Raw genomic sequence first — 13,146 nt, forward strand, 5'->3', positions numbered from 1 at the left:
GAAACACGGCGCCACTCAATGTTCGGCGATTTGCACCTGGTTGCGGCCCTGGTGCTTGGCCACATACAAGGCCTGATCGGCGCGCTCAAGCAACATGCCCGAGGCGCTGTGGCCGTCGGTTTCGCAGATGCCCGCACTGAAGGTCACGCGGAAGTCATGGTGATCGCCGGCATTGAAGCCCAGCGCGGCGAAGCGCACGCGGATCTCATCGAAGATGCGCCTGGCCTGCAACGCGGTACATTCCGGCAATACCGCGACGAACTCCTCGCCGCCGTAGCGGCCGAGGCTGTCGATGCGGCGCAAGCGCTGACGCAGCAGGTTGGCCAGCGCGCGGATCACGTTGTCGCCGGCGGCGTGCCCGTAGGTATCGTTGATCTGCTTGAAGTGGTCGAGATCGAGCATCACCACGCTGGCCGGCTTGCCGGTGCGCAGGGTGCGCTGTACTTCCAGTGCCAGCTGTTCCTTGATGTCGGCGTGCTTGAGCAGGCCGGTCAGGCTGTCGCGCGCCAATGCCGTGCTCAGCGAGCGCGCACGCTGTGAATGGGAATACACGGCCGCGACCAAGGCGCTGTCGCTGATTGGCTTGGTAATGAAATCGTCGCCGGCCTTGAGCAGTGCTGCCATTTGCCGGTGGGTATCGGTTTCTGCCGAAAGATAGATGATCGTCACCCGCAGCCACTCGTCGTGCAGGCGGATCATCTGCGCCAGCTCCGGGCCGGAGCAGTCCGGCATGTTGACGTCCAGCAGCAGCACTTCGGGGTTGAAGCTGCGCATGGTTTCCAGCACGCGGGTCGGTTCGGTGAGCGTCTGTACCTGCATCTGGGCGTTGCGCAGGACCAGGCTGTAGCGTGTCGCCAGTTCGGCATCGTCGTCGACGATCAGTACCCGGAACGGCTCGCCCTGCTGGCGATCGAGGCAGCGTTCCAGGCTGTTTTCCAGTTGGGTGATGTCCAGTGGGCGGACGAAGAAACCCTGGGCTCCAGCGCGTACCGCGGCCAGTTGGCTGGCGAAGTCGGCGCGGTCGTGGATGACCAGCAGCGGCAGTGGTTGCTCGAGACTCTGCTGCAAAGCAGCCAGCGATTCGAACTCGCTGTCGTTCTGCACGCTTACGATCAGCGCATCGGGCAGTTCATTGGCCACGGCTTGCTGCAGCGAGGCAAAGTCGGGCCACTGGCTGACCAGATAGCCGAAATTGCGCAGCGTCACCGCCATGCTGGTACCGGCGACCGGGTCGGACTTCATCAGATAGATGCGGCAGCCAGGTGCCGGCTCCTCGTGATGTTCAGGCAGCTCCGGTGCACCCTCGCGCTCCTGGCCGGGTGTTTCGCTGGCCAGTTGCAGCAGTGCTCGCGCGTAGGCTTCTGCCGCCCGGCTGCCGGGTTTGGCCGAATCCAGCCAGCGATCGGCGCGCTGCTCCAATTGCCTGGCGGCGTCACCCAGTTTGGCGAAACCAAAGGTGCCGGCAGCGCCAGCCAGCCGGTGCAGGCGCTCGCGGATGGCCAGCATCACCTGGCGACGGTTGACGGTGGAGGGGGTCTGCTGCAGTTCCTGAGCGAGCGCGGCCAAGTCGGCCAGGTCGGCCTGTAGCCGTTCGCCGAACTGCTGCTCGAGTTCCGCCAGCTGCTCCTGCAGCGCGAGGCGGGTGCGATCATCCATGCTCGGCCTCCCAGATCTGTTGCAACTGGGCGGACAGCTGGAGCGGATCGAAGGGTTTACCCAGTACCTGGCGCACGCCGAGCTGGCGCAGCTCCTGCAATCGTTCGGGTTGCAGGTGTCCGGTGAGAAACACCACCGGTGTCTGTTGCAGGTCGACCAGATCGGCGAGCTGCCGGACCAGCTCGATGCCGTCCATTTGCGGCAGCATCACATCGAGCAGAATCAGGTCGGGGGCAAAGGCCTGCACCTGGTCCAGGGCAGCCTGGCCGGACGGGCAGCTGAGCACTTCGAAGCCACCGATTTTTTCCAGCGCGATACGGGTCACCACTTGAATGGACGGTACGTCCTCGACGTGCAGGATGCGTTTGAGCTGTTTCATCGAGTGCTCTCCATGGCAGGGCCTTGCACGGGTAGTTCGAACCAGAAGCAGGCGCCATGACCGGGTTCGGAGTCGAAGCCGATCTGCCCACCCATGCGTTCGATCAGCTCCTTGCTGATCGCCAAGCCGAGGCCTGTTCCGCCTTGCTGGCGGCTGTCGGACGAGTCGGCCTGAGCGAACTTCTGGAATACCCGCAAGCGGAACTCATCGGAAATTCCCGGGCCCCGATCTCGGACGGCAACCCGAACGCGTCCGTCACTCATCCAGGCCGATAGCTCGACCCGCTCTCCAGCAGGGGAAAACTTCGCGGCGTTCGAGAGCAGATTGCTTAGCACCTGCTGCAGCCGCATGGCATCGACCTCAACCAGTACAGGAGGGCAGGCGCTGAGATACAACTCCACGCCATGCCGCTCGGCGTAGCTGCTATTGCTGCGCAACGCCAGTTCGAGCTGCGGTCGCAACGGCTGCTCGATCAGCTCGAAGCGCATCTTGCCGGCGTGCAGCTTGTCCATGTCCAGCAGGTCGTCGATCAGCGCACTCAGGCGCTGGCTGTTCTGCAGGGCGATATCCAGCAGCTCGTGCATCTGCTCGGGGACTTCTCCCATGACATTCGAGCAGATCAAGGCCAGTGCGCCGGTGATGGATGTCAACGGCGTACGCAGCTCATGGCTGACGGTGGAAATGAATTCGCGCTGCAGGCGCTCGATGCGCTTGCGTTCGGTAATGTCGTGCAGCACGGCCACCGCGCCCATCGGCTGACCGTCGGAGGTGTACAGCGGATCGGCGTTGGACAGCACATGGCGCGGCGCGCCATTGCTCAGCAGAACCATCTCATGGTCGATAACGTGCTCGCCGCTCAGGGCACGCCGCAGCGGAATCTCATCGGGCTGCAGCGGCGTGACGCCATCGGCCCGGTAAAGCTGATAGCGCGTCGCCCACTCGTTTGGCGAGCCTGGTTCGGCGTCGGCGCCATGCCACTGCTTGGCCTTTTCATTGAATAGGGTCAGGTTGCCGTCGGCGTCGCAGGCGATGACCGCTTCGCTCAACGCTTCGAGCAGGCGCCGGTTCATTTCCTGCTGCTTATCCAGCTCCAGCTGCTCGGCCTTGCGCGCGGTGATGTCGGTGACGAAGCCATGCCAGAGCACCGAACCGTCGACCTGACGCAGTGGCGTCGCACGGGCTTCAACCCAGATCAGTCCCTTGCGAGGATGTTCGACGCGATGCTCGATATGCCAGGGCGCCAGTTCCGATGCCGCATTGCGAATACTCGTCAAGAGGGCGCTGCGGTCGAGGGGGTGTACGCGGCTGATGATCGGCGCGAAGCTCCCGGCCAACTGCCCCGGGCTCAGCCCGTAGATCTGCTCGACGCCTTCGCTGACGTAGGGGAAGCACGCCGCATCATCGGGTTTCCAGTGAAACTGGAAGAGCATGCCCGGTACTTGCGCGGCGATCTGCTGCAAACGCAGCTGCAGCTGCTCCTGATAGGCCAGGTCATAGGCATTGACCAGATAGCCGCGAAGCAGCTCCTGCTCGTCATGGATGGCGGTAACACCGAGCAGCACAGGCACATCGTTGCCGTTCTGATGGCGCAGGCGCCATTCGGACATTTCCCGCTGGCCGCGCTGCAGCGGAGCGGTCAAGACGGCGAAATCCGCCTGTACCGATGCCTGCAGCTCATTGGACAACAGCGCGGCGCGGCGCTGCAGCGCTTCGGGGCGAAACAGCGCGGCGGTCAGCGGATGACCGACCAAAGCCTGCTCGCTGTAACCGAGCAGGCGCTCGGCGGTCGGGTTGACGCTGGTGACGATGCCGTCCGGGCGCGTTACCAGCACGGCGCTGGAGGCACTGTTGAGGATCGCCTGTTGCAGTGCCGCCTGTTCGGCATGCCGGTGCGTCAGCAGATGCTGTTCGAACAGGCGAATCACCTGGCGGCCGAGGCGCTCGAGGGTTTCGCGCTGTTCCACGCTGAGCCGCCGCGGCTGCCGGTCGATCACGCAGAGTGTGCCGAGGTTGTGGCCGTCGGGTGAGGTCAGCGGCGTGCCAGCGTAGAAACGGATATGCGGATCGCCGAGTACCAGTGGGTTGTTGCGAAAGCGAGGGTCCTGCAGGGTATCCGGCACTTCGAAGATTTCATCGCCGGTGATGGTGTAGGTGCAGAACGAGATTTCCCGTGGCGTTTCGCTGACCTCCAGGCCAACGCGGCTCTTGAACCATTGACGGCGGTCGTCGACCAACGAGATCAGCGCGATAGGCGTGTCGCACATCTGCGCCGCCAGCTCGGTGAAATCGTCGAAGGCCGTTTCTTCGGGCGTATCGAGGATTTCGTAGCGCAGCAACGCTGCCAGGCGCGAAAGCTCACGCGGCTGAACGTTGGATGGCATCGACGCCAGGATTGCTTGCGGTGACTCCATCGTCGGGCCTTGCTGGTTCGGTGAATGTCGTCCAGGTCGGACGAAGAGTCACGACAGGGGCGTAGTCAGATCAGATTAGTATCGGCTAGTAAGCCAGATGCTGCGAATCTGCTCCGCCAGTTGCATCGGGTCGAACGGCTTGACGATAACGTCCCGCGCACCGAGTTTACGCAGGTGCTCGATCTCGCTCGGCTGAACCTTGGCGGTCATGAATGTTACCGGAATCTGCTCCAGGTCGATTCGCTCACGCAGCCCGAGCAGTGTTTGCGGCCCGTCCATGCCCGGCATCATCACGTCCAGCAGGATGAAGTCCGGTGCGAAGGCTTCGACTTCCTCCAGAGCCTGCGCACCGGAAGAGCAGGACAGCACTTGGTAGCCGCCGATGGCTTCCAGCGCCAGTTTGGTTACCGCCTGAATCGACGGATCGTCTTCAACGTGAAGGATGCGCCTGAGCTCTGCCATTGTGCCTCCGAGGGTCGGTTTGCGTGCGCGTCCGCATCAACGGAAGCATCAGGATAGTTCGGTCGCAGCCGGCGCGAGTGGCAATTCGCACCAGAAGCAGGCGCCCTGGCCGGGCTCCGAATCGAAGCCGATCCGGCCATTCATGTATTCGATCAGTTCCTTGCTGATCGCCAGCCCCAGCCCAGTACCACCTTTCTGGCGGGTATCCGAAGAATCGGCCTGGGAGAATTTCTGGAAAATCCGTGCATGAAACTCAGCTGCAATACCCGGGCCTTGATCGCGCACCCAGATGCGCACCCAGGCGCCGTGCTGTTGCGCGCCGAGCGAGACGGATCCGCCCTCGGGTGAGAATTTGACCGCATTGGAGATCAGATTCGCCAGTACCTGCTGCAACCGGTCGTCGTCTGCGATCACCTGCAGCGCAGGTACCGGCAGCAGCTCCAGATGGATACCGTGTTTGGCCGCATAGCCCTGGTTCGCGCCCGCGGCCAGTTGCATTTGCATCGCCAGCGAATGGCTGCGCAGATCCAGCGCCATCTTGCCGGCGACCAGCTTGTCCATATCCAGCAGATCGTCTACCAGGCGGCCCAGACGCAGGCTGTTGTGGTGGGCAATGGTCAGCATCTGCAGCATCGTCGGCGAAGGCTCGCCCAGCGCGCCACCGACGATCAGGCCGAGCGCACCGGAGATCGAGGTCAGCGGCGTGCGCAGCTCGTGGCTGACGATCGATACCAGTTCACTCTTCATCCGCTCGATGCGCTTGCGCTCGGTGATGTCGCGCACCAGACCGATGAACTTGCGCTCACCATGGTGGCTGATCTGCGATACGCGCAGCTCGATGGTGAAGGTTTCGCCGTTGCGGCGCAGCGCGGTCAGTTCGCGGTTCTGCTCCAGCGCGCGCGAAGTGCCGCGTTGCGTATAGTTGTCCAGATAGCCGTCATGGGCCGAACGGTCCGGCTCGGGCATCAACATCGAGAGGTTGCGACCCAGCACTTCGTCACTGCCGTAACCGAAGATCTGTTCGGCGGCGTGGTTGAAGGTTTCGATGATGCCGCGCTCATCGATGATGATGATGGCGTCGATCACGTTGTCGATCAGCATGCTCAGGTAGCGTTCGCGCTCCTGCATCTCTTCCTTGGCCAATGCCTGGTCGGTGACGTCCCAGATGAAGCCGTCGCACCAGCCGACACTGTCGTCGCGCTCGCGCACTACACGGGCCTTTTCCCGCACGTAGACCGTGCGTCCTTCGGCATTGGTGAGCCGGTAGATGCCTTCGAAGGTGTCCTGCTCGGGGCGGTGGCAGGCCAGCGGCAGATCCTCGGTGTGGATGAGGCTGGTGAAGCTGCGCACGCGGTCGCCGACGAAGTCGCTGGCCGGATAGCCTGTCAGGCGCACGATGCCCTCGCTGAGGTAACTCATGCGGCGACGGCCATCGTTGCGGCAGCGGTAGACCACCCCGGGCAGATTGCTGACCATGGCGCGATAACGGCTTTCGCTTTTCTTCAGTGCGCGGGTGGCTTCCATCAGCTCGGTGATTTCGGTGACGAAGCCATGCCACAGCACCGTGCCGTCGGAAAGCCGCTCGGCCGTCGCACGCCCTTCAGCCCAGACCAGGCCGCGCTGCGGATGCTGGATTCGGAATTCGACCGAGCCGGTGCCGGGACGCGCCGCCAGGCGCAGCAGCGCGAACTTTAAGCGAGTCAGGTCCTGCGGGTGTACGCGCGCGAGCGCGTGAGTGGGCTCATCCAGCAGCTGCTGAGGATCGATGCCATAGAGTTCGCGCGCGCCCTCGCTGGCATACAGGAACGCGTAGCGACCATTGGCGAAGCGCTTGAGCTGGAACACCACGCCGGGCAGCAGGCTGGCGATTTTCTGCGCGCGGTCGTACAGGCGTTGCTGGCGGCGGCTCTGTTGCTGCTGGGCGAACTGATGCTGCCGTTGCACGCTGAAGCGTCGCTGCAGGAGGAAGGCCAATGTCAGCAGCAGCGCTTCGGCGATCAGCCAGGCCAGGCTCCATTTGATCAGCAGGCGGCGCTCGGCCTGGTGATGCTCGTTTTCCATCGCACTGATGTCGCGCCACACCAGGGCTGCCGCCAGCGGACGCTTTGGCTGGGCCTGCTGCTCATCGTGCAGCGGGATCTGGTTGAGCATGTAGCTGCGCCCGGCGGCACTGAGCAGACGCGAGGCGGTGCCGCTTTCCGGGTCTGGCAGCATGCCGGTCTCGGCCCAATGCAGAACCTGCGTCGCTGAATGGCCGATCAGCAGCCAGTTGCTGTCTCGATGCAGCTGAACGCCGCTGGGTGGCGGCAGGTTGGCCGCCTGAAGCGCGTCTCGATTGACGATCAATGCCAGGCCGGCAGCCAGCTGACTGCTCAGGTCGGACAGCTCCGGCAGTACGTTGTAACCGACTTCCAGCGCGCCAATCACTTCACTGCCCGGCCGGTCGGTGGCGTGCAGCGGAATGATGGCGCGGCTGCTGGCGCCGAGTGCGTCGACTTCCAGGCCCAATTGCGCGATGTCATCGAGCAGCACCCGCGCGAGCATCGGGCGCTGCTCGGCCAGCGTGTCGCCGAAATGCTCGGGCTGTTGCATGCGCAGCAGCGCCATGCCGGCATTACCCCAGAATATCTGCAGCTGTAGCGCTTGGTTGCGCTGCATCGAGTTCCAGGCCGGGGTCAGTGCCGCGAGCAGGCGCTGGCGCGAGCGCTCCACGCGCTCATCGTCCAGCGCAATGCCATCACGCAGCTTGGTGTCGATCCGACGCACCTGGCGCAAAACCTCGGCATTGCCGGCCAAGGCCGTAGCGACCATATCCGCCTGACGCCGCTGGTTGAGCTGAGCGCTTTGTAGCGCCAGGCTCTGCAGCTCGCCGTGGGTTTCGATTTCCAGATGCCAGGCGATATCTCGGGCGCTGTAATCATTGAACGCAAGGCTGCCGAACAGCAGCGCGAGCAGCAGGCTGCCTAGTGCGAAGATCCATCTGGCGGTAGAAATGCCGGCGGTGGTCATCGGCAAGCCGGCCAGAAGCGCGAGGTGCTGCGCTCGACATACAACGTTTGCATGAGACGCAACTTTCCGGGGCGGAAAAAGAAACAATGATAGCCGTATGCCAGCACGGCTGATAGCGTCTTGCTGGAAATGGGGGTAATCAGCACGCTCGGAGCATGCTGAAACAGCCTGGCGATTGCAGCCGAAGCTGGCTAAAAAAGCACCAGCTTTTAGACGGTCGGTCAGGCTGTTTTATAGACTCGCTGCGACGTGATGTTAGGCTGGCAAGCAGGCCAACGCCGGCGAGGTTGTCGGCGCGCCTAATCCACGAGGCACCCCGTAACTATGTGGCACACCGGTTTACTCGACCTTTCGGTCTGGCAACTCATCGCGACCACGCTGCTGCTGACTCACGTCACTATCGTCAGCGTCACGGTCTACCTGCATCGCTATTCGGCGCATCGTTCGCTGGAGCTGCATCCGGCGCTCAAACACTTCTTCCGTTTCTGGCTGTGGCTGACCACGGCGATGAACACCCGCGAGTGGACCGCCATCCACCGCAAGCACCACGCCAAGTGCGAAACCCCCGACGACCCGCACAGCCCTGTACACAAGGGCCTCGCCACGGTCGTGCGCAAGGGCGCCGAGCTGTACATGGAAGAGGCGAAGAACGAGGAGACCTTGCGCATCTACGGCAAGAACTGCCCGGATGACTGGGTCGAGCGCAACCTCTATTCGCGTTTCCCCAATGGCGGCATCGTGCTCATGCTGCTCATCGACCTGGCGCTGTTCGGCGTCATCGGCCTCAGCATCTGGGCCGTGCAGATGATCTGGATTCCGTTCTGGGCCGCCGGCGTGGTCAACGGTCTTGGCCATGCGGTCGGCTATCGGAACTTCGAATGCCGCGATGCGGCGACCAATCTCGTGCCCTGGGGCATCCTCATCGGTGGTGAAGAGCTGCACAACAATCACCACACCTATCCGAACTCGGCCAAGCTCTCGGTGCGCAAGTGGGAGTTCGATATGGGTTGGGCCTGGATTCGCCTGTTCAGCCTGCTCGGGCTGGCCAAGGTCAACCGTACCGCACCCATCGCCCATCGCATCGAAGGCAAGCAGCAGCTGGACATGGACAGCGCGATGGCGATCCTCAACAACCGTTTCCAGATCATGGCGCAGTACCGCAAGCTGGTCATCGTGCCGCTGGTGCGCCAGGAACTGAGCCGCGCCGACGCCTCCGTACGTCATCAGCTGCGCCGTGCCAAGCGCCTGCTATCGCGTGAACCGAGTCTGTTGCAGCAGGAGCAGCAAGCGCATATCGACCTCATGCTCGCGCAAAGCCAGGCACTCAAGGTGATCTACGAGAAGCGTCTGGCACTGCAGCAGATCTGGACCCGGACCAGCTCCAACGGCCACGACATGCTTGCCGCCATCAAACAATGGGTGCACGAGGCCGAGGCCAGCGGCATCCAGTCGCTGCGTGAATTCGCCGAGCACCTGCGTACCTACTCCCTGAGGCCGCCCGTCGCCTCGGCTTGACCTTCGATCGGCTTAGCCTGCCGGTGTGGCGGCGCTCGGAACTTTGCGCCTGGCCAACTCTCTGAACAGCACTCTTATCTATGCAGTACCGCCGCATGTGCGGCGGTCGATTCAGGAAGAATGGCTATGCGGCTGGCGAGCAATCAGGGTGATTCGGGAATGAGAATGCCTCCGGGCGGCGACGCGCAGACGTTGCTGGCACTGATGCACGCGCGTGCCGAAGCGGCCCGCCTGGGTGAGCGTGAGCAGCTGTTCAGCACCCTGTTGGGCGGCGTTAACGCGGTGCTCTGGGCGTTCGACTGGCAGGCGCAGCGGATGATCTACGTCAGCCCGGCATACGAGCGCATCTTCGGTCGCTCGCCGGCCTTGCTGCTGGCCGACTACGGCGAATGGCGCAACTCGATCTATCCCGATGACGTGGAGTATGCGCAGAAGAGCATGCTTGCCGTGCTTGACGAGGGCGCCGTAGAGACCCGCGAGTACCGCATCATCCGTGGCGATGGGCAGTTGCGCTGGCTGAGCGACAAGTGCTTCATCGGGCGCGAGGCCGAGCATGGTCAGGGCCCGATCATCGTCGGCATCGCCGAGGACATCACCGAGAAGAAACAACTCGAAGGCGAGCTGCAGCGCCTGGCGACCACCGACGTGCTGACCCAGAGCAGCAACCGCCGGCACTTCTTCGATTGCGCCCGCAACGAATTCGAGCGAGCCCGGCAGTTCGCCTCGTCGCTGGCATTCCTGCTGCTGGACATCGATGACTTCAAACGCATCAACGATACCCACGGGCACCAGATGGGTGATCAGGTGCTGCAGAAAGTGGCCCGCTGCGGCGCTTCGGTGCTGCGCCAGAGCGATCTGTTCGGGCGCATCGGCGGTGAGGAATTCGCCGCCGTGCTAACGGGCTGTCAGCCGGACCTGGCCGAGCAGATTGCCGAGCGCTTGCAGCGCGAAATCGAACGCGTGGTATTTACCGCTGAAAATGGCGAGCGCTTCCGTGTCACCGCCAGCCTGGGCCTGACTTATTTGAAAGCCAGCGATCCCGAGCTGAGCAGCGTTTTCGCCCGCGCCGATGCGGCGATGTACACCGCCAAGCGCCTGGGCAAGAACCAGGTGATCGTCGGCTGAGACGCAGCTCAGCGGATCGAACTGACGCTGGCCGGTCTGCTCAGTCGGCCAGTTCGTCGTAACCCCGCCCGATGAACTGCAGCAGGCAAAAGCCATGGCCGAACGGGTCGGCCAGCAGCGCCAGCTTGTGTCCGACCTGAGTCGCTATCGGCTGTTCCAGATGCGCGCCATGAGCGATGGCCCTGGCCGTGGCGGCTTCGATGTCCTCGACGACGAAATCCAGATGCAGTGGAGTCCAGTGCCGCCCGTAGTTGCGCTGCAGAGTTCCACCGGGGATCGCGGCACTGCCCGCGTCCTTGAGTAGCAGATAGATCGGTGTCGGGCCACCGAGCATCTCCACCGCAAAGCTGCCGAGGCGGCGGCCTTCACGAAGGTCGAACACCGACTGGTAGAAGTCGACAGCCCGCTCCAGGTCGTCGACATCCAGGTTCACCAGAAACGTCATCGAACCTCCTCGTGCCTGATGGTCAGGCTCAAGTTCGTCGCGTCAGCGTAACAGCGGCGCCGGTTGCTGCTGGGTGATGCAGTGAATGTTGCCGCCGCCGAGGAGAATCTCGCGACCCGGTACCATCACCACCTGATGCTGCGGAAACACCTGCGCCAGAATTCGCTCGGCTTCGGCATCCAGCGGGTCACTGAAGGCTGGTGCGATGATGCCGCCGTTGACGATGAGGAAATTCACATAGCTGCCGGCCAGGCGGACCGACGGATCGCGCGGCTGGCTGCCATCCAGGGCGATGACGCCAGCACATTCCTCGGCGGTTGCGTGCAGCGGGCCGGGGATTGGCATCTTGTGCACTGTCAGCGCGCGGCCCTTGTCGTCTCGGGCGCTCTGCAGCACAGCCATGGCCGCCTGGCAGCGCTCGAAGTTGGGGTCGTTCGCATCGTCGGTCCAGGCCAGCAGCACTTCACCGGGGCGTACGAAGCAGCAGAAGTTGTCGACGTGGCCGTCGGTTTCATCATTGAACAGGCCGTGGGGCAGCCAGATGATGCTGTCGACCGCCAGGTGATCGCGTAGCACTGCCTCGATCTGCTCGCGGGTCAGATGCGGGTTGCGGTTGCGATTGAGCAGGCATTCCTCGGTGGTGATCAGCGTGCCTTCGCCGTCGACATGGATCGAGCCGCCTTCGAGCACGAAGCCTTCGGTGCGGTAGCGATCGCAGTATTCGATCTCGAGAATTTTGCGCGCCACTTCGTCGTCGCGCTGCCAGTCGGCATAGAGCCCGCCGTCTTCACCACCCCAGGCGTTGAATGTCCAATCCACACCGCGCAGCCCGCCGTTGTCGTCGACGACGAAAGTCGGTCCGGTGTCGCGCACCCAGGCATCGTCGGTGCTTATCTCCACTACGCGGATTCGCGGATCATCCAATGCCGCTCGTGCCGTGATGTATTGCTCGGCACTGGCACAGACGGTGACCGGCTCGAAGCGCGCGATGGCTTTGGCTACGGCGGTGAACGCAGCCTGCGCGGGCGCACCGTTGTCACGCCAGTTGTCCGGGCGTTGCGGCCAGACCATCCAGGCTTGGCTGTGCGGCGCCCATTCGGCGGGCATAAAGTAGCCATCGGTACGTGGCGTGGTGGTCAGCGTGGTCATCTGTATCTCTCATGAAGCGGGAAAGGGCAGGCCTTTCCCGTGGTGCGTAGCGGCGGGCGCGCGACTCACTCTGACGGCTGCGAGCCGTCCAGAGTCCGGATCGAGCCGTAGAGATTCGGCCGGCGATCACGGAACACACCCCAGGCGCTGCGGATGTGTTCGAGCTGGTCGAGATCGAACTGGTGCACCAGCACGCCTTCGCTGGTTTCATCCATTTCCTCGACCTTGGCACCGAACTGGTCGGCGATGAACGAGGAGCCGTAGAAGGTGATGTCGTAGCCGTCCTGCTCTTCGCGGCCGATGCGGTTGCTGGCGATCAGCGGCATCAGGTTGGCGCCGGCATGGCCCTGCTGCACGCGCTGCCAGTGGTCGCGCGACGTGATGTTCGGGTCGTGCGGCTCGCTGCCGATGGCGGTCGGGTAAAACAACAGTTCCGCGCCCATCAGCGCCATGCTGCGCGCGGTTTCGGGGAACCACTGATCCCAGCAGATGGCCACGCCGATCTTGGCGTAGCGGGTATTCCAGACCTTGAAGCCGGTGTCGCCCGGGTTGAAGTAGTACTTCTCGTGATACCCGGGGCCGTCCGGAATGTGGCTCTTGCGGTAGACGCCGAGCAGCTTGCCGTCGGCATCGATGATGGCGATCGAGTTGAAGCGTGCACGCCCGGCGAGCTCGAAGAAGCTGATCGGCAACACTACCTGCAGTTCGGCGGCGACCTTTTGGAAATGCTGGATGGCCGGATTTTCCTCGACCGACGAGGCCAGCTGCAGGTATTCGGCATTGGGCTTCTGGCAGAAGTAGGGCGTCTCGAACAGCTCCTGAATAAGGATGATCTGCGCGCCCTTGGCGGCGGCCTCGCGCACCAGCTTGTCGGCATTGGCGATGTTGGCCTGGCGATCCCAGGAACAGGCCATCTGGGTGGCGGCAACGGTAACGACTCGGGACATGGAAACCTCGCGGCTGCGGTTGAAAGGGCGGCAGTTATCGAAGGCGCA

10 protein-coding genes are annotated in these 13,146 nt (G+C 63.3%); 2 read left to right on the forward strand and 8 right to left on the reverse strand.

Translation table 11 applies throughout. The annotated features are described in order from the left end of the window. Nucleotides 1–15: 15 nt before the first annotated feature. From SM130_RS00275 to SM130_RS00295, 5 genes are all read right to left on the reverse strand, one after another. Entirely contained in the window at nucleotides 16–1,656 is a 1,641-nt protein-coding gene (locus tag SM130_RS00275) for a diguanylate cyclase (RefSeq protein ID WP_102826908.1), read from the reverse strand. Beyond that, nucleotides 1,649–2,035, reverse strand: coding sequence for a response regulator (locus tag SM130_RS00280; RefSeq protein ID WP_102826907.1), 387 nt, complete (start codon nucleotides 2,033–2,035; stop codon nucleotides 1,649–1,651). The genes SM130_RS00275 and SM130_RS00280 overlap by 8 nt, the downstream gene beginning before the upstream one ends. Then, nucleotides 2,032–4,446: a PAS domain S-box protein gene (locus SM130_RS00285; RefSeq protein ID WP_102826906.1), complete on the reverse strand. Its 2,415-nt coding sequence runs from the start codon at nucleotides 4,444–4,446 to the stop codon at nucleotides 2,032–2,034. Before SM130_RS00285 ends, SM130_RS00280 begins: the two co-directional genes overlap by 4 nt. A gap of 75 nt (nucleotides 4,447–4,521) precedes the next feature. Further along, complete coding sequence (locus tag SM130_RS00290; protein ID WP_102826905.1) at nucleotides 4,522–4,908, reverse strand: response regulator; 387 nt, start codon at nucleotides 4,906–4,908, stop codon at nucleotides 4,522–4,524. Nucleotides 4,909–4,956: 48 nt separating this feature from the next. Continuing rightward, nucleotides 4,957–7,917: a PAS domain S-box protein gene (locus SM130_RS00295; RefSeq protein ID WP_102826904.1), complete on the reverse strand. Its 2,961-nt coding sequence runs from the start codon at nucleotides 7,915–7,917 to the stop codon at nucleotides 4,957–4,959. 324 nt (nucleotides 7,918–8,241) lie between these two features. On the opposite strand from SM130_RS00295, the gene desA reads away from it, so the two are divergent. Both desA and SM130_RS00305 read left to right on the forward strand, forming a co-directional pair. Beyond that, nucleotides 8,242–9,432, forward strand: a complete 1,191-nt coding sequence (gene desA, locus SM130_RS00300; RefSeq protein ID WP_102826903.1) for a delta-9 fatty acid desaturase DesA — start codon at nucleotides 8,242–8,244, stop codon at nucleotides 9,430–9,432. 126 nt (nucleotides 9,433–9,558) lie between these two features. Then, nucleotides 9,559–10,557 carry a GGDEF domain-containing protein gene (locus tag SM130_RS00305; RefSeq protein WP_102826902.1) on the forward strand — a complete coding sequence of 333 codons (999 nt, stop codon included), beginning with the start codon at nucleotides 9,559–9,561 and terminating at the stop codon, nucleotides 10,555–10,557. A gap of 40 nt (nucleotides 10,558–10,597) precedes the next feature. On the opposite strand, the gene SM130_RS00310 is transcribed toward SM130_RS00305, so the two are convergent. The 3 genes from SM130_RS00310 to aguB all read right to left on the reverse strand — a co-directional run bounded on the left by SM130_RS00310 (nucleotide 10,598) and on the right by aguB (nucleotide 13,098). Then, on the reverse strand, nucleotides 10,598–11,002 hold the full coding sequence (locus tag SM130_RS00310) for a VOC family protein (protein WP_102826901.1): 405 nt from the start codon (nucleotides 11,000–11,002) through the stop codon (nucleotides 10,598–10,600). A 42-nt stretch (nucleotides 11,003–11,044) separates the two neighbouring features. After that, nucleotides 11,045–12,151, reverse strand: a complete 1,107-nt coding sequence (aguA, locus tag SM130_RS00315; RefSeq protein WP_102826900.1) for an agmatine deiminase — start codon at nucleotides 12,149–12,151, stop codon at nucleotides 11,045–11,047. A gap of 65 nt (nucleotides 12,152–12,216) precedes the next feature. Continuing rightward, nucleotides 12,217–13,098 carry an N-carbamoylputrescine amidase gene (gene aguB, locus SM130_RS00320; RefSeq protein WP_102826899.1) on the reverse strand — a complete coding sequence of 294 codons (882 nt, stop codon included), beginning with the start codon at nucleotides 13,096–13,098 and terminating at the stop codon, nucleotides 12,217–12,219. Between the last annotated feature and the right edge of the window lie 48 nt (nucleotides 13,099–13,146).

It is taken from the genome of Stutzerimonas stutzeri (assembly GCF_038561965.1).
Lineage (GTDB): Bacteria > Pseudomonadota > Gammaproteobacteria > Pseudomonadales > Pseudomonadaceae > Stutzerimonas > Stutzerimonas stutzeri_AA.

Excerpts from the sequence above, each read along its gene's own strand:
- SM130_RS00275 (WP_102826908.1), bottom strand. The coding sequence starts at position 1,656 with ATGGATGATCGCACCCGCCTCGCGCTGCAGGAGCAGCTGGCGGAACTC.
- SM130_RS00280 (WP_102826907.1), bottom strand. The coding sequence starts at position 2,035 with ATGAAACAGCTCAAACGCATCCTGCACGTCGAGGACGTACCGTCCATT.
- SM130_RS00285 (WP_102826906.1), bottom strand. The coding sequence starts at position 4,446 with ATGGAGTCACCGCAAGCAATCCTGGCGTCGATGCCATCCAACGTTCAG.
- SM130_RS00290 (WP_102826905.1), bottom strand. The coding sequence starts at position 4,908 with ATGGCAGAGCTCAGGCGCATCCTTCACGTTGAAGACGATCCGTCGATT.
- SM130_RS00295 (WP_102826904.1), bottom strand. The coding sequence starts at position 7,917 with ATGACCACCGCCGGCATTTCTACCGCCAGATGGATCTTCGCACTAGGC.
- desA (WP_102826903.1), top strand. The coding sequence starts at position 8,242 with ATGTGGCACACCGGTTTACTCGACCTTTCGGTCTGGCAACTCATCGCG.
- SM130_RS00305 (WP_102826902.1), top strand. The coding sequence starts at position 9,559 with ATGCGGCTGGCGAGCAATCAGGGTGATTCGGGAATGAGAATGCCTCCG.
- SM130_RS00310 (WP_102826901.1), bottom strand. The coding sequence starts at position 11,002 with ATGACGTTTCTGGTGAACCTGGATGTCGACGACCTGGAGCGGGCTGTC.
- aguA (WP_102826900.1), bottom strand. The coding sequence starts at position 12,151 with ATGACCACGCTGACCACCACGCCACGTACCGATGGCTACTTTATGCCC.
- aguB (WP_102826899.1), bottom strand. The coding sequence starts at position 13,098 with ATGTCCCGAGTCGTTACCGTTGCCGCCACCCAGATGGCCTGTTCCTGG.